The following is a 20,720-nucleotide window of genomic DNA, read 5'->3' as shown; positions in this document are numbered from 1 at the left end:
ACGCACTAGTGCAGTGCTGCCCAAAGCCGCATGTTCATAGGCTATTTCGTGGTTGCGGAGCCTGGTGCGTACGGCGTACGTTCGCATCATGTTGAACAACAAGATACTCATCTGCGGTGCCGGTATCGCTGGGCCCGCACTGGCGTACTGGCTACGCAGGGGAGGCTTCACGGTCACGATCGTGGAGCGCGCGCCGGAACCCCGGCCGGGCGGGCAGACCGTGGACCTCCGCGGTGCCGGCCGCACCGTCATCGAGCGCATGGGCGTGATGGACCGAGCCAGGGCGGAGAGCGTGGACCAGCGCGGGCTCGCACTCGTGGACGCCTCCGGCCGGATCACCGCGCGGGTGCCGGCCGACAGCTTCGGCGGTGAGGGGATCGTCTCCGAGATCGAGATCCTCCGCGGAGATCTCGCCCGTCTGCTGTACGAGGCCACCCTGCCGGACACGGAGTACCTGTTCGACGACACCGTCACCGGGATCGATCAGGACGCGGACGCTGTCACCGTCAGCTTCGAGAAGGCCGCGCCGCGCCGGTTCGGGCTGGTCGTGGGCGCGGACGGACCGCATTCCGTGGTCCGCGCGCTGTCCTTCGGCCCGGAGTCGGAGTTCGTCCACCCGATCGGCCTCTACACGGCCTGGTTCACCGCCATCGACGACCTGGACCTCGACGGCTGGTTCCTGATGCACAACGCCCCCGGCGGACTGGTCGCCTCCGCACGGCCCGGCCGCCTCCCCGGCGAGATCAAGGCCGGCTTCAGCTTCCGCTCGCCACCGGTCGCCTACGACCGCCGCGACGTCGCCGCCCAGCAGGAACTCGTGGCCCAGCGCTTCGCCGGCGTCGGTTGGGAGACCCCGCGCCTGCTGCGGGCCATGCGCACCGCCCCGGACTTCTTCTTCGACTCCATGGGCCAGGTCCGTCTCGACCGCTGGTCGCGCGGCCGTGTGGCGCTGCTGGGCGACGCCGGATACTGCGCCACCCCGCTGACCGGCCTCGGGACCAGCCTGGCCCTGGTCGGCGCCTACGTCCTGGCCGGTGAACTCGCCGCAGCCGGGGGCGACCACCGCATCGCCTTCCGCCGCTACGACGAGGTGATGCGCCCGTACGTGAGCCAGGCCCAGCAGCTCCCGCCGGGGGGTGCCTCGGGATTCGCGCCTTCGGGCCGGATCGGCATCCGCCTGCGGGACCTCTCCATGCGCCAGATGGCCCGCTGGCCGATGCGGAACCTGCTCGCCGCACAGTTCGCCAAGGCCGGGGACATCGCACTGCCGGAATACGGTCTCGCCGCGGACGTCCGGTGAGCGACCCAGTCACAGGTCGACCCCCTCGAAGCCCCCGGCGTACACCACCTGTTCCAGGAACGCGTCAGCACCGGCGTACGCGATCGCTCCGAGACGAAGGCCGCGCTCGCCGCCGCCCGCGAGTGCCGCTCCCTCGGCGTGACGGCCGGATCAGCCCCGGGGCCTGTCCGCCGGATCAGCCCCGGGGCCTGTCCGCCGGATCAGTCCCGGGCCCTGTTCGCCGGATCAGCCCCGGGGCCTGTCCGCCGGATCAGCCCCGGGGCCTGTCCGGCGGATCAGCCCCGGGGCCTCCCGGCGGATCCGGGGTCGGACGGCCCCGGTCCCGTTCGGTCAGAGGGCGCTCAGCCGCCGTCGCCGGCGGTGATCTCCTCCACCGTGATCTCCTCGGCACGCGGCGCGGGCACCGCCGCCGCGGGCCCGGGCTGCGCCTGCCGTTCGCCGTTCGGGTTCATGTTGGCGAGCAGCTGCCGGGCCAGCCCGAGGCCCGTACCGCCCATCGTGAGCGCCTTGGCGAACATCTCCGCCATCCCGTCCGCGCCGTTGAGCAGCACCATCTGGTCGACGTTGCCGAACGCCGAGGCCCCGGCACCCACGATCTCCGGCCACTTCTCGGCGAGTTGCTGGGCGACCACGGCCTCCTGGTTCTCCGCGAGGGCCGCCGCCCGCGCCTTGATCGCCTCGGCCTCGGCCAGACCCTTCGCCCGCGTCGCCTCGGCGACCGCGAGACCCTTCGCGTGGGCCGCCGCGGCCTCCGCCTCACCGGTCAGCCGGGTCGCCGTCGCCGTCGCCGCGCTGGCCAGCTCGGTCTTCCGGGCCTCCGCCTCGGCCGCCAGGATCCGGGCGTCACGCTCGGCCGCGGCCAGCGTCCGCTGCTCGTACGCGAGGGCGTCGGCCGGCTTGCGGACCTCCGCCTGGAGCTGCTGCTCCTTGCGGTCGGCCTCCAGCTGGGCGACCCGGGTCTCCTCGACCACGACCTCCTGACGGGCCGCCGCGTCCGCCAGCGGGCCGGCCTGCCGGGCCTTCGCGGCCGCCTGGTCGCGCTCGGCCTGGTAGCCCGCCTGGAGGATCTCGCTGTCGCGCGTCGCCTCCGACATCCGCGCCGCGGCCTGCTGTTCGGCCTCGGTCGCCCGGCGGTTGGCCTCCGCCTGTGCGATGCGGGCGTCCCGCTGCACCGCGGCCGCGTGCGGCGCGGCCAGGTTCTTGATGTAACCCGTCGGGTCCTCGATCTCGTGGATCTGCAGCGAGTCCACGATCAGGCCGAGCTTCTCCATCTCCGTGCCACAGGCCGAACGGGCCTGCCCGGTCAGCTTCTCCCGGTCACGGATCATGTCCTCCACCGTCAACCCGCCGACGATGGCGCGCAGATGGCCGGCGAAGACGATGTGCACCCGCTCCGACATCAGCTTCTGCTGGTCGAGGAAACGGCGGGCGGCGTTGGCGATCGACACGAAGTCGTCGCCCACCTTGAAGATGACGACACCCCGCACCTTCAGCGGGATGCCCTGGTGCGTGACGCACTCCACCGACAGCTGGGTCTCGTTGAGGTCGAGCGACAGCTTCCGCACCGCCTGGACGCCGGGCAGCACGAGCGTGCCCCGTCCGGTGACGATGCGGAAGCCCATGCCCTCGCCCAGGCCCTCCGTCTTGTGGTTCGAACCCGAGATGATCAGCGCCTCGTTGGGTTCGGCGACGCGCCACATCATTTTGAACAGACCGATCAGAACGGCGAAGGCGCCGACGGCGGCGCCCACCAGCATCCAGAGGCTCATCGGACAGGTCCCCCTTCACCGGACCCGTGCGGTTCCGGTGAAGGGAGTGTGCGCCCGGTGCGTCCGCCGCTCAACGGTTGCGTCAACTGCCGTACGCGGCTGTGACATAGACGGTACGTGGAGGGAGATGTTCCACGACCATCACGACCGTGCCGGTCTCGATCCGGTCCTTCGCCGAGGCCGGATAGGCGAGGAAGTGCTCGGCGCCGCCCCGGATGCGGACGATCACCTCACCGACGAGGCCGGGCCCGACAGTGCCGGTCACCCGGCCGAGCATTCCCACCATCGAAGCGTCGTCCATGACCAAAAGGTACGGCAGATCCGGCAGTTCAGGGCGGTTACGGAGCTCATGCGACCGCCAGGCGGTCAGCGCACCGTACGGATCGGGCGCACCGCGAGCGCCCCGAGCACCGACAGTACGGCGGCGACCAGGAACAGCGCGGTGTAGCCGCCGCTGAGCGAGACGATCAGGGACGCCACGAACGGTGCCACGATCTGCGGACCGGCGTTGGCGATGTTCAGCACGCCCATGTCCCGGGCCGCGTCCTCGGCCTTCGGCAGCACCATCGTCACCAGGGCCGTGTCCACCGCCATGTAGCAGCCGAAACCGAGGCCGTTGACGACGGAGAAGGCGAGCATCGCGGTCCAGCTGGTCGAGACCGCAGGGATCAGCAGCGCCACGGCGGCGAGCGCGGCGGAGGCGCCGACGAAGAGCTTGCGGCGGTCGTAGCGGTCGGAGAGCCAGCCGCCCAGGACCGTGGAGACCACCATGGCCACCGAGTTGAGGGGCATCAGCACGGCCACCGCCTCCTCGGCGCTCAGCCCGGCCGGCAGGTCGGTGTGGTCCTTGAGGATGTAGAGCTGGAAGCCGGCGACCGCGAAGTAGCCGAGCACGAGCAGCGCGCGGCCGATGAACGCCCAGCGGAAGTCGTGGTCCTTCAGCGCGCTGCCGAACGCGGCCAGCTGCGCCCTGACCGGCATCGGCGCCTTCGGCGGCATGCGTTCCTCCCGGGCCAGGGAGGTGAACAGGACGGCGGTGGCGGCGACGATCGCGCCGAAGACCAGGTAGCCGGTGCGGTAGTCCTCGGAGAAGGCGGCGCCGACCAGGGCGCCTATGGTCGAGCCGACGGGCAGGCCGAGTCCGACCGCCGCCGAGGCCTTGCCGCGCGAGGCGAGCGGGACCCGGTCGGGGACCACGGAGGTGAGGGCCGCCTGGTAGACGTTCATCACCGCCTGGCCGAGACACCAGGCGATCATCACCAGCAGGATCGTGTGCACGCTGCCGAGCAGGAGCATCACGGGCAGCGCGAGCAGGCCGCCCGCCAGGATCCACGGGTTGCGGCGCCCCGAGCGGTCGGAGAGCGCGCCGGCCACCGGGTTGAAGACCGTCGCGAAGATCGCGGAGACACCGGAGACCAGACCGAAGTTGGCCACCTTCTCCGCCGGGTCGACGGCCTCGATCTGCAGGGCGAGCAGCAGTCCGGGGACACCCACGTACAGCGCGTACATGGCGGTGTTGCCGGCCAGCAGCAGGGGCAGCAGCCCGCGGGTGGACCGGGGAGCGGCGGGGGAGGCGGCACCGGCGGTGTCCGGGGCGGTGCCGGGGGACGAGCCGGGGGACGTGCCGGAGGAGGAAAGGGCCACGGTGCCCTCCTGGGGTGATCGCCCGATGCGGGGGCGGGAGCGGAAGGATGACAAGGGGTGATGCGGGGTGATGCGGGGTGATGTGGGAGTGATGCAGGGGTGATGCAGAGTGCTGCGACGGGGACCACGGGGACGGCGCGACCGCGCTGAGGAGGGCACTGACACGATGTGGTTACACGTGTCAGTGACGCGTGTAAATCTTGTGTAGCACTCGAATCCGGCCATCCGCCAGACCCTGCGCCGGATCGTTCTGGAAAGATGCCGGATCGATGAGCCAGTCACCCAAGCAGTCCGCCGGAAGCCCCGTCCCGACCAGCGCCGACGTGGCGCGGCTCGCCGGGGTCTCGCGCGCCACCGTGAGCTACGTCCTGAACAACACCGCGGCCGTACGGATCAGCGAGCCCACCCGCCGCAGGGTCCGGGAGGCCGCGGAGGAGCTCGGCTACGTGCCGCACGCCGCGGCCCGCAGCCTGCGGGCCGGTCACAGCCGGATGGTGCTGCTGCCCACCGCGCACGTGCCCGTCGGCCCGCTCTACAGCCGGTTCTTCAACGAGCTCCAGTGGGCCCTGCGCAGCCTCGACTACACGGTCGTGCAGTACGGCAGCGTCGGCATGGACGGGGACGAGGCCGCCCGGGCCTGGGCCGAGCTGCGTCCGGTCGCGGTGGTCTCGCTCGGCCAGGTGGAGCTGACCCCGACCGGGGTGGAGCTGCTGAAGCGCTCCGGCGCCAAGGCGGTCATCTCCGTCGGCCCTCAGCAGGTCGAGGGCACCCATGCGCTCGTCATGGACCAGACCCGGGTCGGCCGGCTCGCCGGGGCCCACCTGATCGAGCGCGGGCGCCGGCGGATCGGCGTCGTGATGCCCGAGGAACCGGGCCTGGAGATGTTCTCCGTTCCGCGCCTCGAGGGCGTCCGCGCCGCCGCGGAGGCCGCCGGCGCCACCGTCGTACCGCTCCCGCTGCGGTACGAGGAGGAGCCGGCCGACGCGCTGGCCGCCCGCTGGCGCGAGCTCGGCCTCGACGGGGTGTTCGGCTACAACGACGAGTACGCGATGCTCCTCATGCGGGCGCTCCAGGACGCCGGGATCGCGGTGCCGGAGGAGACGGCCGTGGTCGGCTCGGACGACCTGGTCATCGGGCGGCTGCTGCGGCCCCGGCTCAGCACGGTGCGCATCGACATGGTCGGCGGGCGCGAGCTCGCGGAGCTGGTGGACCGGGTGGTCCGTGAGCCGGGGACGGCCCCGGAGCGGCACGAACGGCTCGACTCGCACGTGGTCCACCGCGAGTCCAGCTGAGGAGCCGGGCCTGCCGAGGCGCCTTCCTGGCGGGCCCGCGCGGGTCCGGGCGGCGCCCCGTCGGCGGTCGGCTTAGCGTCGGTTCATGAGCACACACCCGAAGCGTTTCGAGATCCTGCTGGTTCCGGCGCACGTGGAGGACCGCGGCGCCGCCTCCGTCGAGGACAGTGCCGTCCGGTCGGCGGTCGTCGAGGCGACCGGCCGTACCGGCGAGTCCGGGTACCCGATCTACGAGGGGCACGGCCTGGTCGCCGACATCGATCCCGAGACGCGGACGGTGGAGGCCCTGCTGGTCGACGGCAGGGAGCTCGACTACGGTCTGACGGCGCTGATCAGGGGACCGCGGACCGGCCTGAAGGGGCGTTGACAGGAGCCCTGTACCGGCGGAGACTCGGGCCCGCGGAGATGAAGAATATTTCACCAGGCGAACAAGGGTCGCCCGGCGGACATCCCGCGACATGGCCCGTTCGCGCACGTCACGTGGGAGAGAACCGATGAGCATCCGCGACGTCTACATCGTCGACGCCGTCCGCACCCCGATCGGCAAGTTCGGTGGTGCCCTCTCCTCCGTACGGCCCGACGACCTCGCCGCCCATGTCGTCAGGGCGCTCGTCGACCGCTCGCCGGCGCTCGACCCGGCCCGGGTGGACGACGTGTACTTCGGTGACGCCAACGGCGCCGGCGAGGACAACCGCGACGTGGCCAGGATGGCCGTCCTGCTCGCCGGGCTGCCGACCTCGGTGCCCGGCGTGACCGTCAACCGGCTCTGCGGCTCCGGCATGGAGGCCGTCATCCAGGCCGCCCGTGCCATCGCCCTCGGCGACGCGTCCGTGGCGATCGCGGGCGGCGTCGAGTCGATGTCCCGGGCGCCCTGGGTGCTGCAGAAGCCGGAGCGCGCCTTCCCGGCCGGTCACCAGCAGCTGCACTCCACGACGCTCGGCTGGCGCATGACCAACCCGCGGATGCCCGCCGAATGGACCGTCTCCCTCGGCGAGGGCGCCGAGCAGGTCGCCGACAAGCACGCGATCACCCGTGAGGCGCAGGACGCCTTCGCCCTCGCCAGTCACCGCAAGGCCGCCGAGGCGTGGGCCGAGGGCCGCTACGACGGCGAGGTCGTCCCGTACCCGGGCGTCGAGCTCGTCCGCGACGAGTGCATCCGCGACAACACCTCGCCCGAGGCCCTGGCCAGGCTCAAGCCGTCCTTCCGCCCGGACGGCGGCACCGTCACGGCCGGCAACGCCTCCCCGCTCAACGACGGCGCCGCGGCCCTGCTCCTCGTCGACGAGGAGGGGCTGCGCGAGACCGGCCGAGAGCCGCTGGCCCGGATCCGCGCCTCCGCCGTCACCGGCATCGAGCCGCAGCTCTTCGGACTCGGCCCGGTGGAGGCCGTGCGGCGGGCCCTGGACAAGGCCGGGCGCGGCTTCTCCGACCTCACGACCTTCGAGCTCAACGAGGCCTTCGCCGCCCAGGCGCTCGGCTGCCTCGCCGAATGGCCGGAACTCGACCCCGCGGTGGTCAACCCGCGCGGCGGCGCCATCGCCATCGGCCATCCGCTCGGCGCCTCGGGCGCCCGGCTCGCCGGCGCGGTCGCCCACCAGCTCGCGGCGGCCGGCTCCGGCACGGGCCTGGCCGCGCTCTGCATCGGCGTGGGCCAGGGCCTCGCGCTGGTCCTGGAGCGCTGACGGCTCCCCGCGCGAGGGGCGGCCCGGTGCGATCCGGGCCGCCCCTCGTCGTCCGTCGGCGCTGCCGCGGTCAGCTCTGCGGGGCGGACTGCGCCTCGGCGATGGACTTGCGCACCTCGTCCATGTCCAGCTTGCGGGCCTGGCCGATGAGGTCCTCCAGGGCCGCCTCCGGCAGGGCGCCGGGCTGCGCGAACACCGCGACCTTGTCACGGACGATCATCAGGGTCGGGATCGAGCGGATCTCGAACGCCGCCGCGAGCTCCTGCTGCGCCTCGGTGTCGACCTTGGCGAAGACCAGGTCCTCGTGCCGCTCGGAGGCGGCTTCGAAGACCGGAGCGAAGTGTCGGCACGGACCGCACCAGGAGGCCCAGAAGTCGATGAGAACGAAATCGTTCTCGCTCACGACCTCGTCGAAGTTGTCCTTGGTGAGCTCGACAGTGCTCATGTGCCTACCTTCCGGTCTCCTGGCGGTTGCCTTACGGTCCCCTGGGGACTCGTCCCGCACAACCGCCTATCGAGCCGTGCTATTCCGCGCCGATCGGCGCCGGCGCCGCCAGACTGTTTCCCATGACACGAGCGGCGGAACACGAGCGGGCACACGCGGACGGACGGACGCACGAGCACGACGGCGAACACGCGTACGACGTGGTGGTCCTGGGCGCGGGACCGGTCGGCGAGAACGTGGTGGACCGGGTCCGGGCGGCCGGACTCAGCGCGGCGGTGGTGGAGACCGAACTGGTCGGCGGCGAGTGCTCGTACTGGGCCTGCATGCCCAGCAAGTCACTGCTGCGCCCGGCGATCGCCCGCTCCGAGGCGCGCAGGGTGCCGGGTCTGCGCGCGCACGCCTACGGCCCCCTGGACGCCCACGAGGTCCTCGCCCACCGCGACTCCGTGGTCGGCGACTGGAAGGACGACGGCCAGGTGGACTGGGTGCGGTCCACCGGGGCGCAGCTCTACCGGGGCCAGGGCCGGCTGCACGGGCCCCGGCGGGTCACCGTCGAGGGGCCCGAGGGCGACCGCCACGTCCTGACCGCCCGGCACGCCGTCGCCGTGTGCACGGGCAGCCGCGCCGTGCTGCCCGACCTGCCGGGGCTCGCCGGCGCCCGGCCGTGGACCAGCCGCGAGGCGACGAGCTCCGCGCGGGTGCCCGAGCGGCTGATCGTGGTCGGCGGGGGAGTGGTCGGGGCCGAGATGGCGACCGCGTGGCAGGCGCTCGGCTCCCGGGTCACCCTCCTGGTCCGGGGCGACGGGCTGCTGCCCCGGATGGAGCCGTTCGCCGGCGAGCACGTCGCCGACGCCCTCGCCGAGCGCGGCGCCGACATCCGTACCGGCGTCGAGGTCTCCGCCGTCGTCCGGGACGGCAGCACGGGCCCGGTCACCGTGGTCCTCGCGGACGGTGAGGTCGTCGAGGGCGACGAGGTGCTGTTCGCGACCGGCCGCCGGCCGCGCACCGAGGACATCGGCCTGGAGACGGTCGGCCTGGAACCGGGCTCCTGGCTCCGCGTCGACGACAGCCTGCGGGTCGAGGGCCATGACTGGCTGTACGCGGTCGGCGACGTCAACCACCGGGCGCTGCTCACCCATCAGGGCAAGTACCAGGCGCGGATCGCGGGCGCCGCCATCGCGGCCCGGGCCGGCGGGGCGGGCGGGGAGGACGGCGCGGCGTGGAGCCCGTACCGCGCGACCGCCGACCACGCGGCCGTGCCCCAGGTCGTGTTCACCGACCCCGAGGTCGCCGCGGTGGGGCTCTCGCTGGCCGCCGCGGAGGCCGCGGGGCACCGGGTCAGGGCCGTCGACCTGGACCTGACGTCGGTGGCGGGCGCCGGCCTCTACGTCCAGGGCTACCGGGGGCACGCGCGGATGGTCGTCGACCTGGACCGCGAGGTCGTGCTCGGAGTCACCTTCGTGGGGCCCGGGATCGGTGAACTGCTCCACTCGGCGACCGTCGCCGTCGCGGGCGAGGTCCCGATCGCCCGCCTCTGGCACGCCGTCCCGTCCTATCCGACCCTGAGCGAGGCCTGGCTGCGGCTCCTCGAGGCGTACCGGGACGGGGCGGGCACGCCGTGACCGCCGGGGAGCGCGTCAACGAGTACGACGCCTCCTGCGCGCGCTGCGGCGGCCCGGTCCCGGCGGGCACCGGGCTGCTGCGGCACGGCGCGAAGGCCTGGGAGGTCTACCACGTGGAGCACGCCCCCGAACCCGGCCCGCCGCCGCGCGGGGACCATCCCGGCTGGCACCGGCGGTCCCTGCTGTCCCTGGACATCGCGGCCACCGGCCACCGCCCGGCCGTGGACCGGATCCGGGCGGCGGCGCTGCGCGGCAGCGACGGCACCGCGCGCGACTGGGTCCTGGACCTCGCGTCCGAGATCGAGGTCCCGGCGGCCGGGCGCGGCGCGGCCGCCCTGCCGCCCGCGGAGGCCCTGGAGGAGGTCGCGGGCCTCGTCACCGCCCACCTCGCGAGCGGGGAACCGCTCGTCGTCTGGTTCGCGCCGTACGTCCTGTCGACCCTGCACGCCGAGCTCGTCCGCCACGGCCTGGTCCCGCTGACCGAGCGGCTCCCGTCCGGTGTCGCCCCGGTCTGCGACCCGCTGGTCCTCGACCGTCACGCCGACCGCTACCGCCTCGGCGGCCGGTCCCTCCGGGCCGTCGCCGAGTGGTACGGCGTCCCGCACACCCGTCCGGGTGACCCCGCCTCGGACGCCGAGACGACCCTCCACCTCGCGCAGGCCCTCGCCGCCTCCTACCCGAGCGTGGCCCGTCTCTCCCGCCCGGTCCTCCACGCCGAACAGACGCTCTGGTACGCCGACCAGACCTCCCGTCACCCCGACGCACCGCCCTGGCCCTTCGCCACCGTGGACCCGCTGCCGTGGGAGCCGCCGCCGGCGGACGGATAAGCCCGGCGGCGGCGGCCGGCCGGCCGGGCGTCAGGCGCGCGGGACCAGCAGTTCCGCCGCCCTGCGGGCGGACTCCAGGGCGGCGCGCGGGGCGGCGGCCGCGTCGTCGGCGAGGACGACGCGGGTGCTCAGGCCGTCGAGGAGGGCCAGGAGTTCGGAGGCGCGGGCGGGGACGTCCGTCGGGGCGAAGTGGCCGCGTTTCACGCCCTTGGCGAGCAGCGACTCCAGGTCGTCCTGCCAGGCGCGGTCGAGTTCCCGCTGGGCGGCGCGGAGTTCCTCGTTGGCCGGAATGCGCGCCCACAGTTCGATCCAGAGCGTCCACCGCGGGTCACGCGGGCCGCGCGGCAGGTAGAGGGCGAGGAACAGGTCGAGGCGGCGCGGCGCGCTCAGCCGCCGCGCGAGCAGCCGTCTGCGTTCCTCCGCGAGCGCGGCCTCGCTCCAGCGCAGCGCGGCGAGCAGCAGCAGGTCCTTGCTGCCGAAGTAGTACAGGATGTGGCCGCCGCTGGTGCCGAGGCGCTCGGCGAGCGCGGACATGGTGAGGGCGGCGAGGCCGTCCTCGGCGATGGCGTTCATGGCCTCCTCGAGCATCCGCTCCCGCGTGATGCTCCCGTCCCGCCGCCGTCCCGCCCGCGCTGCGCCTGCCACCGGTCCCGTCCTCATGCCGTCCGCCGTCCGCCGTCCACGGGGTCGACCCTAACCGCAACCTCCCGAGGTCTTGACGTGGCCGGAACCTTGCGTCCATCTTGAATGCCATTCAAGAACTTAGAACGTCATTCAAGAATGCCGTTCAAGGACTCCTCCCGGCATCACGGCTCTCCGCACATCTCTCACCACACTCACCACACGTCTCTCACGAAGGGGGTGCGGCGTGCTCGGACACGAGGCGGCGCCCACGACCGACGGCCCGGCGGGCCGCGACGAGGTCTTCCAGGTCGAGGGCCACGGCATCGACCCGATCCCCGACGCCGAACGGCACGGCGGCGCCAAGGACCTCTTCTGGCTCTGGTTCGGCTCGAACCTGACCTTCACCTACGTCATCAACGGCGCCCTCGCCGTCTCCTTCGGCCTCTCCTTCTGGCAGGCCACCGCCGTCGTCGTGCTCGGCGGCCTCTCCTTCTTCGCCATCAGCGCCGCGGGACTCAGCGGCGTCCGCACCGGCACCGCCACCCTCGCCATCTCCCGCGCCGCCTTCGGCGTCCGCGGCAACTGGCCCGCCGGACTGCTCAACTGGGTCGTCAGCATCGGCTACACCGTCGTCAACACCGTGGTCGGCACCCTCGCCCTCGAAGCCTTCCTCGCCGACCTCGGCTGGAGCGGCGGCCACCTCCCGCGCGCCCTCGCGCTCGCCGTCACCCTCGCCCTGACCTTCGTCGTCGCCCTCTGGGGCCACGCCACCGTCCAGTGGGCCGAGCGCTGGATGGCCTACGCCCTCGCCGCCGGCTTCGCCGCCCTGCTCGCCTTCGTGCTGCCCGGCGCCGACACCTCCGCACCCGCCGCCGCGCCCGGCGCCTCCGGCTGGAGCCTGGCCCTGGTCGTCATGCTCGCCGGCCCCTTCTCGTACGTCCCGATGCCCGCCGACTACACCCGCTACCTGCCCCGCACCACCAGCCTCAAGGCGCTCACCTGGAGCGGCGGCCTCGGCGGACTCGTCTCCTCCGTGGCGCTCGGCATCGCGGGCGTCGCCGCCGCCACCCAGGCCGACCTGACCGACGCGGTCGCCGGCACCGAAGGACTGCTGCCCGGCTGGTTCCAGCCGCTCTTCCTGGCCCTCGTACTCGGCGGCTCGGTCACCAACTCGATCATCACGCTCTACTCCTCCAGCCTGAACCTCCAGGTCCTCGGCATCCCGTGGAGCCGCGCCCGCGCCATCCTCATCAGCGCGGCGGTCACCGCGGCCGGCTCGCTCGGCGCGCTCTTCCTCGTCGACTTCACCACCTCGCTGCTGTCCTTCCTCTCCCTCCTGATCATCGTGTTCGCCCCCTGGGGCGGCGTCTTCCTCGCCGACATGGTGCTCCGCCGCTGCCGCTACGACTCCGCCGCACTGCACGCCGGCGAACACGGCGCCTACTGGTACCGGGGCGGCTGGCACCCGGCGGGGACCGCGGCCCTGCTCGCCGGAATGCTCTTCTCCGCCCTCACCTGCGACTCCGAACTGTGGACCGGCCCCCTCGTCGCCCCGCTCGGCGGCGCCGACCTCTCCCTCCTCGGCGCCGTGGTCGCCGCCGCGGTCCACGTCCTCCTCGCCCGCCGGACCGTGCGCCCCGCCGACACCGCCTGACCGCCGCCCCGGCCGCCCCGCGCCGAGCCTCGCCAGACGACCGCCGCCGCCCCGACCCGTCCCAGGGCCGCCCGGCCCGGACGCGCCGGCCGAGCCTCGCCGGCCGAGCCCCGCCGGCCGAGCCCCGCCCGTACCGCACCAGGAGAACCACCCGCATGAACCGCCCCGCTCCCGCCGACCTCCTCCTCGTCCACGGACGTGTCCACACCGTCGACCCGGACCACCCCGAAGCGGAGGCCCTCGCCGTCCGCGACGGCCGGATCGCGTGGACAGGCCCCGACAGCGAGGCCCAGGCCTGGGCCGGACCCCGCACCCGGGTCGTCGACGCGGGCGGCAGGCTCGTCCTGCCCGGCTTCGTCGACGCCCACAACCACGTCCGCCTCGGCTCCGACGACGCCTGCGTCCAGCTCGTCGGCGCCCGCGACCTCGACGAGATCCACGCCCGCGTCCGCGCCTGGCGCGCCGCCCACCCCGACGCGCCCTGGATCGAGGCCGAAGCCTTCGACTACTCCGCGATCCCCGGCGGCCGGATGCCCACCGCCGCCGACCTCGACCCCGCCACCGGCGACACCCCCGCACTCGTCCTCTCCTACGACGTCCACACCGCCTGGCTCAACACCGCCGCCCTGCGCCTGCTCGACGTCCGCCCCGGCCGCACGGAACTGCCCTTCGGCACCGCCGTCACCGATCCCGCCACCGGCGAACCCACCGGATTCGTCAAGGACTTCGCCGTCAAGGGACTCTCCCGCGAGGGACACCGCGCGCTGCGCGACCTCGGCGTCCCGTGGGCCTCGGCCGACCGACAGTACGGCCGCCTCGCCAAGAGCCTGGACGACGCCGTCCGCTACGGCATCACCACCGTCGTCGAGCCGCAGAACTCCCTCGACGACCTCGCCCTCTTCCAGCGCGCCCGCGCCGAAGGCAGGCTCCGCTCGCGCATCGTCGCCGCGCTCTTCCACCCGCGCGGAACGACCGACGCCGAACTCGACGCGTTCGCCGCGGCAGCAGAGGAGTTCGCCGACGACCGGCTGCGCGTCGGACCGCTCAAGCTGTACATCGACGACGTCGTCGAACCCCGCACCGCCGCCCTGCTCGAACCGTACGCGGGCTGCCGCCACCACCGCGGCGACACCTTCTACCCGCCCGAGGAGTTCGCCGAGCTGCTCACCCGGCTCGACGCGCGCGGCTTCCAGTGCTTCGTGCACGCCACCGGCGACCGCGGCATCCGCACCGTCCTCGACGCCGTCGAACGGGCCCGCGCCGTCAACGGGCCGCGCGACGCCCGCCACCAGGTCGTCCACGTCGAGTGCCTCGATCCCGCCGACACCCCGCGCTTCGCCGAACTCGGCGTCACCGCCTGCATGCAGCCCCGGCACGCCGCCCCGGACATCGCGGGACCCGGCCAGGACTGGGCGGAGAACATCGGTCCCGAACGCTGGCACAAGGCCTGGCCGCTGCGCAGCCTGCACCGGGCCGGCGCCCTGCTCGCCCTGTCCAGCGACTGGAACGTGGCCGAGATGGACCCCATGATCGGCATCCACGCCGCCGTCACCCGCCGCCCGCCCGGCGGCGGCGAGGCCTGGACACCCGAGGAGACCCTCGACGTCGCCACCGCCGTCGAGGGTTACACCATGGGCTCGGCGCGCGCCAACTTCCTGGAACACGACCGGGGTTCGCTCACCGTCGGCAAGCTCGCCGACTTCGTGGTCCTCTCCCGCGACATCCTGCGCGTCGACGCCGACGCCATCCCCGGCACGGTCGCCGAGACCGTCGTCGTGGGCGGCGAGGTGGTCCACACCGTCGAGTAGGGCGGCTCCGTCCCGCGCTCCCGCATCCGGGGGTGGCCACGCCCCCGGCGGGGCGCGTCGCGCCGTGGCCACCGGCCGCCGCGGGTAGCGTCGGCCGGCATGGCGGACCCCCTCTACTACGTCGACCGCTCGGACGTGCGCGAAGGAAGGCTCGCGGACGTCCGGGCGGCGATGCGCGACCTGGCCGACTTCGTCCGGGACCGCGAGCCCCGGCTGATCGCCTATCACTTCTACCTCGACGAGCCCGCGTCCACGATGACCCTGGTGGCCGTCCACCCGGACTCGGCATCGCTCGAACTGCACATGGACATCGGCGGAGAGAAGTTCCGGGGTTTCGCCGAACTCATCCGGATGCGCTCCATCGACGTCTACGGCCGGCCGAGCGAGGCCGCCGTCGAACGGCTCCGCGCGAAGGCCGAGATGCTCGGCGGGGCGACGGTCACCGTCCACACGGCGCAGGCGGGTTTCAGCCGAGCGCAGCCGAACGCAGCCGGGGGACCGGGCGGCTGACCGGACCGGACCTGATCTCCTCTCCTGACCTGACCTGACCTGACCTGACCTGACCTGACCTGACCTGACCGGCCTGACCTGGCCTGACCTGGCCTGGCCGGCCTGCCGGCTCAGTGGCCGTCGGTGCCCGACGCCACGGCCATCCGTCGCACGAACGTCCGCCCTCCGTCGGACGACTCGTACACGCCGTCCCCGGTGGCCGCGAGGACCCGGCGCCCGTCGACGGCGGTCAGCGCCTGCGGCGCCCCGCCCGGCAGCCGCGAGACACGCGTCCAGGACGCCCCGCCGTCCGCGCTGCGCAGCAGCCTCCCTGACGGGTCGACGCCGAACAGGGCGTCGGGGGCCGCCCAGGACACGTACGCCACGACCTGCGGCGAGAGCGGTGCGCCGAAGGTCCGGCCGCCGTCGGTGCTGCGGACCACGCCCTTCTCGGTCGTCGCGAGGACGGTCCCGGCGGCCTTCCCGCCGGTCGAGGGGGACACGGCGACGTCCAGGGCGCGCAGCGCGGCGCGGTCCTCCCACGCGACCCCGTCGCGACTGACGCGCAGCCTGCCGTTGGTGGCGTCGTAGCCGTAGACGGTGGCGTCGGGCGCGGTGTCGAGGGCGTGGAAGTCGACCTCTCCGGCGAGCGAGCGCGTCGTCCAGGTGGCGCCCCTGTCGGTGGACTCGATCAGCCCGAGGTCGGCGGGCCCGTCGCCGCCCGGCGCGGGGTGGCCGCTGGCGAGGAAGGTGCCTTCCGGGGTCACGGTGAACCCCATGAAGTCGTCCTTGCGCGTACCGACCAGGGCGGGGCGCCCGTCGGCCGCCGGCGTGTAGAGGCCCTGGTGTGTGGCGACGTAGACGGTGGGCCCCGAGGCGCCGAGGCCATGGATGTGGCCGAGCCCGACGCCTGCGGCCGGGTCGGCCGGGTCCGCGGGATCGGTCCTGTCGGCCGACGCGCCACAGGCGCTGAGGGTGAGGGCGAGCACGGCGGCGGCGAGGGCGGTGAGGTGCTTGTTCATGGGTGGGGGAGCTTCCTGGAATACGGGGAGGCCGGGGCCACGAGGAGGCCGAGGTGCGCGAGAACCGGCGCCGAGCGGCCAGGCCGGGGGCATGCGGAGGCCCGGGGTGCGCAGAGGCCTGCGGGGAAGGCGGCGGTCCCGCGCGCGAGGCGCGGGACCGCCGTGACGGTGGCGGCGTGGAGGGCCGGAGCCGGTCGGCTCCGCTCACTCAGCGGTCGCGAGTGCCCGCGAGTGCCCGTGTGTGCCGTCAGTGCTCGTCAGAGCCGGTCGAGGATCTTCTTCAGCTGGGCGATCTCGGCGGCCTGGGTCCGGACCACGTCGTCGGCGACCTTCTTCGCCTCCGGGTCCTTGCCGTCCTTCTGCTCGGTCTTCGCCATCTCCACCGCGCCCTCGTGGTGCGCGATCATCAGCTCGGCGAACTTCCGGTCGAACTCCTTGCCCTTCGCGGCGGCGAGGTCGGTCATGTCCGCGTCGGACAGCATCCCGGCCATCGCGTGACCGCCGTGGCCGCCGGGGGTGCTCTCGGGCTTGCCCCAGGCCTTCAGCCAGGACTTCATCTTCTGGATCTCGGGGTCCTGGGCCTTCTCGACCGCCGCGACGATCTGCTTGATCTCGGCGTCCTCGGCGCGGCCGTCGGCGAGCTTCGCCATCTGGAGGGCCTGCTCGTGGTGCGGGATCATCATCTGCGCGAACATCACGTCCGCGTCGTTGAAGGCACCGGCCGGGGCGCCCGAGGAGGCGGTGGCGGAGGTCTTGCCTCCGTGCTCCATGCCGTCGGAGTCGCCGGAGCCTCCGCAGGCGGCGAGCAGGAGCCCGGCGGCGGCGACGGCGCCGGTCAGCGCGAGCTTGCGGGTGATGCGGTTGTCGTTCAGGGCACGCATGTGTGTCACACCTCGTGTGCTGTCGTTTCGTGTCGTGGATCGGTCGAACGCGTCCGCGGGCAGCGCGAAGCACCCGCGGAGCGGGAGGCGTTCTAGATCCGCAGGACCGACAGCCGGGCGAGGGAGGGCGGCCGGGGAGGCGGCGCGTGGGGGCCCAGGGCGGGCAGCAGCCCGCCGAGGAGCGCGGCGGTCCGGTCCGGACGCCGCGCGAGGGCCGCCCGGACCAGGGCGACGAGCAGCCAGGCCCCGAGGACGGCCACGCACAGCGTGGTCATGTCCGTCCCGGTGCCGGAGCCATGGGAGGAGGAGGTCCCGTGGTGGGCGCCCTCTTCGGCGCCCTCGGAGGAGGCCGGGGCGGAGGCGTGGGAGGCGTGGACGGAGGAGGCGTCGGAGGCGTCGTAGTTGAGGACGTCCGGCGCGGAGGCGTCATCGGTGGAGATGCCGGGGGCGGAGACGTCCGTGGGGCCGGTGACCGGCGCGGCGTGGGTGACCGCCCCGGCGTGGGTGACGCTCGCCGCGTGCGCCGTCCGGTCCGTAGCGCCGCTGCCGGAGGAGCCCTCCGGATGGCCGACCGAGTGCATCACGAACACGCCGAGCGCGAGGACGACGACGAGCAGCAGGTGCGCCAGGGCACCGCTCGCCCGCATCCGGCCGCCGCTCTTCCGTCCCGTGCGCACGCGTGTGTCCTCCTCCCGGTCCCGCCGGTGTCCGCCCGTCTCCTGCGTCTCCTCCCGACCATACCGAATACCCCTCGCGGGTACCCGCACCGGCCCGCGCGTCCCCCGGGGCGGCGGAATTCCGGCGTCCTCCGTACCTGGCGTCCCCCGTACCTGGGTCCTCCGTACCTGGGACACACCGGCACCTGGCGTACACCGGCCACGCCCGTGACACCGTCCCGTCCGCGCCCCGACCCTGATCACGCAAGGCCCCACACCTCGGGACATCGGGAGGCACCCGCATGTCGATCGTCGTCACCTTCGCCGGACGCACCCCACTCCCCGCCGCGGGCTCCTGGTACCAGATCTGGTCCTACCGGGTGCAGCCCTCGTCCCCCGCCGATCTCCATCCCGGGCAGCGGGTCGCCCTCGCGCTGCCCGCCGACGTGGACGTGCGCGACCCGGCCCTGTTCCCGGGCGTGCCGGCCCTCGACGGCGCCTTCGTGGAGCCGGACCCCGGCTCCGGGCGGCAGTACGCGGGCCGGACCGTCACCGGCACCGGGCCGCTGACCGTCTCCTTCGTGGCCCCGCCGGCGCAGTCCGAGCGGGACCTGCTCCTGGTGGTGCGCGGGCCCGGCCAGCCCTGGACCGTGACGCCGTTCGCCACCTCGCCGGGCGGGCCCGCGGGCCCGGTGCGGGTGCTGACGGCACCGGTGCCGGGGCCGGTGCGCACCGGGCGGCCGGTGACCGAGTTCGCCGGCACCCTGCCGTACGCGAGCGAGCTCTTCGGTGTGTACCAGCCGCTGCCCGGCTGGCTGGGCTATGCGAGCGCGGGCCGGTTCGCCGCCGCGCACGGGCGGCGCCCGGCGGCCGAGGCCTTCGCCGGGCCGGCCGCCCGCGGCCTGGAGAGCCCGGAGCTCGCGGCGCTCGCCCGACTCGCCGGGCAGGATCCGCCGACCGAGGGCATCCTGTCGCCGGTCGGCCTGGTCAACCTCTTCCGGCAGTACTTCTACGAGTTCGACACCTTCCTGGGTGCGCCCGCCGGGCACCTGTGGCTCAGCCCCGGCGGCATGGTCGAGCTCGTCGAGACCAGCACCCGCCGCACCCTCGTCGAGCGCACCGCGAGCCAGTCGGAGGAGACGGTCCGCAAGTCCGAGGAGACGCTGACCGACCAGAGCGACGTCGCCGACGCCGTCAAGGAGTCCAACGCCAACGACACGAGCCTCGGCGCGAGCGCCGCCGGCGGGGCGTCCTTCGCCGGGATCTACCACGCGGACGCGAGCGCCAGCTTCGCCACCAAGTCCACGACCAGCAAGTCCTCCGAACTCACCCACAAGCACACCAGGACCCAGAGCTCCAAGGTCAGCAGCGAGATCCGGCGCAACTTCACGACCACCTTCAAGACGGTCACCGAGACCACCGACACCTCCAGCCGGCGCTATGTCGTGCAGAACACCACCGACCGGCTCGCCAACTACGAACTGCGCCGCAAGATGCGCAAGGTGGGCGTCCAGGTGCAGCACATCGGCACGAGGATGAGCTGGCAGGTGTTCGTCAACGCGCCCGGCCGCGTCCTGGGCCTGGGCGAGCTCGTCGACGTCGTGCCGGCGCCCGACCTGACCGCGGTGCGCAAGCCCGAGCCGCCCGAGCCGTTGGCTCCGATCCTCTCCACCTTCACCGGCACGTTCCCGATCGCCGAGCACCCGGACAGCACCAACGCCCCGCACCAGGACGCCGACTGGCGACGGCAGGAGGGCTTCGACCGGATGTGGCGCGGAGAGGAGGACGAGTACATCATGGCGAACTTCGACTACGGCGCCATCCCGCCCGCGCCCGGCTACACCCTCAGCACCAACCCGGACTTCGTGCAGCTGGTGTCCGCGAAGAACGGCCACGGCACCGACGCCAAGTTCCTCGTCAAGTACGTCATCCAGCGCCCCGACACCGGCCGCTTCCAGGTCCGTGCCGACAACGTCCACTTCGGCGGCACGGCGGTCATCACCTTCACTCTCCAGCTGCGCTGGGAGCCACCCGCCGTCAACCCGGCGGAGGAGGCGTACAAGGCCGCCCTGGCCGCCTACGAGAAGGAGGTCGCCGCCCTCCAGCGCAAGGCGTACGCGGCGGCGGTGCGCGAGCGGACCACGCTCCTCAGCAAGGTCAGGCCGCGGCCCGCCGAGGACCTGCGCAAGGAGGAGCGGCACTCCGTGTTCGCCCATCTCGTCGACCAGCTCAGGCTGTTCGAGCCCAAGGACGCGCACCTGGAGGCGGAACTCATCCGGCAGATCTTCGACGTCGAGCAGATGCTGTACTTCGTCTCGCCCGACTTCTGGCGGCCCGACGACGTCTCGGCGCCGCCCGACGCCGACTCGCTGGGCCGCTATCCGGTACCGCCGGCCCGCTGGGAGGGCGTCGCCGACGACCCGCTGGCCGGGGAGACCGTCGTCACCGCCTACTCCCGCACCAGCTCCCACAACGGGCCCGACGCCAAGGGCCCCACTCCGGCCCGTGAATGGCGCGTCGACTACCTGATCACGCCCGACTCGCAGCCCGCCCCGATGGGCAGCTCGCTGGGCTGGCTGGTGCAGGCCGACGGCGACGAGCGGCGCAACGAGTTCCTCAACTCCGCCTGGGTGAAGGCCGTCCTGCCGATCAGGCCCGGTCACGAGCAGGAGGCGCTCGGCTGGCTCACCAAGGCGGGCGTCGAGGGCGAGGCCGCGCTCGACCGGCCGTACGCCTGGCAGGAGGGCGACCCGGAGGCGTACCGCGACCAGACCATCGGCCGGGTCCTGGAACTCCTCGCCGCCGAACTCCAGGCGGCCAACACCAGCGTCGCCAACACCCTCGCCGCCGAACAGGTCTTCGAGACCGGCTTCGACCCGCTCGCCGGCGGATTCCGGCCCGCCGAGCCGTACCGGGTCTTCGACCAGTGGGTGGAGGTCCTGCCCACCGACCAGGTGGTGGCCGTGGAGGTCGCGTACGACCCCAAGACCGGCCGGCAGCTGTAG

Annotated in this window: 18 protein-coding genes; 10 read left to right on the top strand and 8 right to left on the bottom strand. The window is 73.5% G+C overall.

From position 1 onward, the window contains the following. Nucleotides 1-88: 88 nt before the first annotated feature. Nucleotides 89-1,300 carry an FAD-dependent monooxygenase gene (locus tag ACFVGS_RS01540; protein WP_384409562.1) on the top strand — a complete coding sequence of 404 codons (1,212 nt, stop codon included), beginning with the start codon at nucleotides 89-91 and terminating at the stop codon, nucleotides 1,298-1,300. Between the two features lie 341 nt (nucleotides 1,301-1,641). Here ACFVGS_RS01540 and ACFVGS_RS01535 read toward each other — a convergent pair whose 3' ends face one another. The 3 genes from ACFVGS_RS01535 to ACFVGS_RS01525 form a co-directional block, all read right to left on the bottom strand. Then, on the bottom strand, nucleotides 1,642-3,069 hold the full coding sequence (locus ACFVGS_RS01535) for a flotillin family protein (RefSeq protein ID WP_384409560.1): 1,428 nt from the start codon (nucleotides 3,067-3,069) through the stop codon (nucleotides 1,642-1,644). A gap of 82 nt (nucleotides 3,070-3,151) precedes the next feature. Further along, nucleotides 3,152-3,370, bottom strand: coding sequence for a hypothetical protein (locus ACFVGS_RS01530; RefSeq protein WP_384409558.1), 219 nt, complete (start codon nucleotides 3,368-3,370; stop codon nucleotides 3,152-3,154). Between the two features lie 65 nt (nucleotides 3,371-3,435). Then, the gene (locus ACFVGS_RS01525; protein WP_384409556.1) at nucleotides 3,436-4,713 is read right to left on the bottom strand and encodes an MFS transporter; all 1,278 of its coding nucleotides are present in this window, start codon (nucleotides 4,711-4,713) and stop codon (nucleotides 3,436-3,438) included. A 269-nt stretch (nucleotides 4,714-4,982) separates the two neighbouring features. On the opposite strand from ACFVGS_RS01525, the gene ACFVGS_RS01520 reads away from it, so the two are divergent. The 3 genes from ACFVGS_RS01520 to ACFVGS_RS01510 all read left to right on the top strand — a co-directional run bounded on the left by ACFVGS_RS01520 (nucleotide 4,983) and on the right by ACFVGS_RS01510 (nucleotide 7,687). Beyond that, nucleotides 4,983-6,005 carry a LacI family DNA-binding transcriptional regulator gene (locus ACFVGS_RS01520; protein ID WP_384409554.1) on the top strand — a complete coding sequence of 341 codons (1,023 nt, stop codon included), beginning with the start codon at nucleotides 4,983-4,985 and terminating at the stop codon, nucleotides 6,003-6,005. Between the two features lie 85 nt (nucleotides 6,006-6,090). Further along, complete coding sequence (locus ACFVGS_RS01515) at nucleotides 6,091-6,372, top strand: hypothetical protein (protein WP_384409553.1); 282 nt, start codon at nucleotides 6,091-6,093, stop codon at nucleotides 6,370-6,372. Between the two features lie 127 nt (nucleotides 6,373-6,499). Beyond that, on the top strand, nucleotides 6,500-7,687 hold the full coding sequence (locus ACFVGS_RS01510) for a thiolase family protein (RefSeq protein WP_384409551.1): 1,188 nt from the start codon (nucleotides 6,500-6,502) through the stop codon (nucleotides 7,685-7,687). A gap of 70 nt (nucleotides 7,688-7,757) precedes the next feature. Here ACFVGS_RS01510 and trxA read toward each other — a convergent pair whose 3' ends face one another. Beyond that, a complete protein-coding gene (trxA, locus tag ACFVGS_RS01505) occupies nucleotides 7,758-8,132 on the bottom strand; it encodes a thioredoxin (protein WP_384409549.1) in 375 nt (124 codons plus the stop codon). Nucleotides 8,133-8,254: 122 nt separating this feature from the next. Between trxA and ACFVGS_RS01500 the strand changes: the two genes are divergently transcribed. Next, nucleotides 8,255-9,754, top strand: coding sequence for a dihydrolipoyl dehydrogenase family protein (locus ACFVGS_RS01500; RefSeq protein WP_385689240.1), 1,500 nt, complete (start codon nucleotides 8,255-8,257; stop codon nucleotides 9,752-9,754). Further along, nucleotides 9,751-10,581 (top strand): hypothetical protein, encoded by an 831-nt coding sequence (locus ACFVGS_RS01495; protein ID WP_384409545.1) that lies wholly within the window; start codon nucleotides 9,751-9,753, stop codon nucleotides 10,579-10,581. The genes ACFVGS_RS01500 and ACFVGS_RS01495 overlap by 4 nt, the downstream gene beginning before the upstream one ends. A 30-nt stretch (nucleotides 10,582-10,611) precedes the next feature. Here ACFVGS_RS01495 and ACFVGS_RS01490 read toward each other — a convergent pair whose 3' ends face one another. Beyond that, on the bottom strand, nucleotides 10,612-11,169 hold the full coding sequence (locus ACFVGS_RS01490) for a TetR/AcrR family transcriptional regulator (protein WP_385689519.1): 558 nt from the start codon (nucleotides 11,167-11,169) through the stop codon (nucleotides 10,612-10,614). 280 nt (nucleotides 11,170-11,449) lie between these two features. Here ACFVGS_RS01490 and ACFVGS_RS01485 point away from each other — a divergent pair, with 280 nt between their 5' ends. The 3 genes from ACFVGS_RS01485 (at nucleotide 11,450) to ACFVGS_RS01475 (ending at nucleotide 15,177) form a co-directional block, all read left to right on the top strand. Continuing rightward, nucleotides 11,450-12,859, top strand: a complete 1,410-nt coding sequence (locus tag ACFVGS_RS01485; RefSeq protein WP_385689237.1) for a purine-cytosine permease family protein — start codon at nucleotides 11,450-11,452, stop codon at nucleotides 12,857-12,859. A 155-nt stretch (nucleotides 12,860-13,014) separates the two neighbouring features. After that, nucleotides 13,015-14,667 carry an amidohydrolase gene (locus ACFVGS_RS01480; RefSeq protein ID WP_385689234.1) on the top strand — a complete coding sequence of 551 codons (1,653 nt, stop codon included), beginning with the start codon at nucleotides 13,015-13,017 and terminating at the stop codon, nucleotides 14,665-14,667. 99 nt (nucleotides 14,668-14,766) lie between these two features. Next, nucleotides 14,767-15,177, top strand: a complete 411-nt coding sequence (locus ACFVGS_RS01475) for a hypothetical protein (RefSeq protein ID WP_384409539.1) — start codon at nucleotides 14,767-14,769, stop codon at nucleotides 15,175-15,177. Nucleotides 15,178-15,287: 110 nt separating this feature from the next. Here ACFVGS_RS01475 and ACFVGS_RS01470 read toward each other — a convergent pair whose 3' ends face one another. The 3 genes from ACFVGS_RS01470 to ACFVGS_RS01460 all read right to left on the bottom strand — a co-directional run bounded on the left by ACFVGS_RS01470 (nucleotide 15,288) and on the right by ACFVGS_RS01460 (nucleotide 17,736). Beyond that, complete coding sequence (locus ACFVGS_RS01470) at nucleotides 15,288-16,178, bottom strand: F510_1955 family glycosylhydrolase (protein ID WP_385689231.1); 891 nt, start codon at nucleotides 16,176-16,178, stop codon at nucleotides 15,288-15,290. Nucleotides 16,179-16,435: 257 nt separating this feature from the next. Continuing rightward, nucleotides 16,436-17,059, bottom strand: a complete 624-nt coding sequence (locus tag ACFVGS_RS01465) for a DUF305 domain-containing protein (protein WP_385689228.1) — start codon at nucleotides 17,057-17,059, stop codon at nucleotides 16,436-16,438. A 92-nt stretch (nucleotides 17,060-17,151) separates the two neighbouring features. Further along, nucleotides 17,152-17,736: a hypothetical protein gene (locus ACFVGS_RS01460; protein ID WP_385689225.1), complete on the bottom strand. Its 585-nt coding sequence runs from the start codon at nucleotides 17,734-17,736 to the stop codon at nucleotides 17,152-17,154. A gap of 281 nt (nucleotides 17,737-18,017) precedes the next feature. Here ACFVGS_RS01460 and ACFVGS_RS01455 point away from each other — a divergent pair, with 281 nt between their 5' ends. Then, entirely contained in the window at nucleotides 18,018-20,720 is a 2,703-nt protein-coding gene (locus ACFVGS_RS01455) for a hypothetical protein (RefSeq protein WP_385689222.1), read from the top strand.

It is taken from the genome of Streptomyces sp. NPDC127114, assembly GCF_042677525.1.
In the GTDB taxonomy this organism is placed as follows: domain Bacteria; phylum Actinomycetota; class Actinomycetes; order Streptomycetales; family Streptomycetaceae; genus Streptomyces.
Note: the sequence above shows the minus strand (reverse complement) of the source record. Positions and strands in the feature narration are given on the sequence as shown.

Bases quoted from the DNA above. Each gene is read 5' to 3' on its own strand.
- ACFVGS_RS01540 (WP_384409562.1), top strand. From the start codon at position 89: ATGTTGAACAACAAGATACTCATCTGCGGTGCCGGTATCGCTGGGCCC.
- ACFVGS_RS01535 (WP_384409560.1), bottom strand. From the start codon at position 3,069: ATGAGCCTCTGGATGCTGGTGGGCGCCGCCGTCGGCGCCTTCGCCGTT.
- ACFVGS_RS01530 (WP_384409558.1), bottom strand. From the start codon at position 3,370: ATGGACGACGCTTCGATGGTGGGAATGCTCGGCCGGGTGACCGGCACT.
- ACFVGS_RS01520 (WP_384409554.1), top strand. From the start codon at position 4,983: ATGAGCCAGTCACCCAAGCAGTCCGCCGGAAGCCCCGTCCCGACCAGC.
- ACFVGS_RS01515 (WP_384409553.1), top strand. From the start codon at position 6,091: ATGAGCACACACCCGAAGCGTTTCGAGATCCTGCTGGTTCCGGCGCAC.
- ACFVGS_RS01510 (WP_384409551.1), top strand. From the start codon at position 6,500: ATGAGCATCCGCGACGTCTACATCGTCGACGCCGTCCGCACCCCGATC.
- trxA (WP_384409549.1), bottom strand. From the start codon at position 8,132: ATGAGCACTGTCGAGCTCACCAAGGACAACTTCGACGAGGTCGTGAGC.
- ACFVGS_RS01500 (WP_385689240.1), top strand. From the start codon at position 8,255: ATGACACGAGCGGCGGAACACGAGCGGGCACACGCGGACGGACGGACG.
- ACFVGS_RS01490 (WP_385689519.1), bottom strand. From the start codon at position 11,169: ATGCTCGAGGAGGCCATGAACGCCATCGCCGAGGACGGCCTCGCCGCC.
- ACFVGS_RS01480 (WP_385689234.1), top strand. From the start codon at position 13,015: ATGAACCGCCCCGCTCCCGCCGACCTCCTCCTCGTCCACGGACGTGTC.
- ACFVGS_RS01475 (WP_384409539.1), top strand. From the start codon at position 14,767: ATGGCGGACCCCCTCTACTACGTCGACCGCTCGGACGTGCGCGAAGGA.
- ACFVGS_RS01470 (WP_385689231.1), bottom strand. From the start codon at position 16,178: ATGAACAAGCACCTCACCGCCCTCGCCGCCGCCGTGCTCGCCCTCACC.
- ACFVGS_RS01465 (WP_385689228.1), bottom strand. From the start codon at position 17,059: ATGCGTGCCCTGAACGACAACCGCATCACCCGCAAGCTCGCGCTGACC.
- ACFVGS_RS01455 (WP_385689222.1), top strand. From the start codon at position 18,018: ATGTCGATCGTCGTCACCTTCGCCGGACGCACCCCACTCCCCGCCGCG.